Genomic DNA, 520 nt, shown 5'->3' on the forward strand with positions numbered 1-520 from the left:
TGGTAGGCGTCTATATCGCTGGCAAGCTGGTATTACCTGCGACCAAAAATGCTTCGATGGGCGATATCTTCTTTTTTGGCAGTAATGATGGAACAGTCGTGAGCTTATCAATACTCATAGGCTGCGTGCTGCTGATGACAACCAGTGTTCTCATTATTCGTATAAGAGGCGGTGAATGGCGGCAGTATTTAGCATTAAAGCCGTTTTCATTTGCCGTAGGTATGGGCATGCTAGGATTGCTGTTGATATTTATGATAGTCAGTCAGGTGCTGACCTATCTGCTGGACATGACGCCGCTGGTATTTGTAGATCCATTGTATCAGTCTGTTAGTTCAGTATGGCTGCTGGTATTTGCAATGGTCGTGGTTGCACCTATTTACGAAGAAGTGGTTTTTCGTGGCATATTATGGTCAGCCATTGCAGAGCAGTTCAAGGAGCCGTTGTATCCAGCGCACCGCGGTGCAATAGTTGCGAGTATCGTGACCAGTTTGATATTCGCCATTATCCATGTGCAGTATGG

1 protein-coding gene is annotated in these 520 nt (G+C 46.0%); it reads left to right on the forward strand.

Annotated elements, in window-relative coordinates:
* On the forward strand, positions 1 to 520 hold a 520-nt coding region (locus ACS8FC_RS20845), incomplete at both ends, for a CPBP family intramembrane glutamic endopeptidase (protein WP_439298186.1).

The sequence above is a fragment of the Psychrobacter sp. 1Y4 genome, assembly GCF_051847555.1.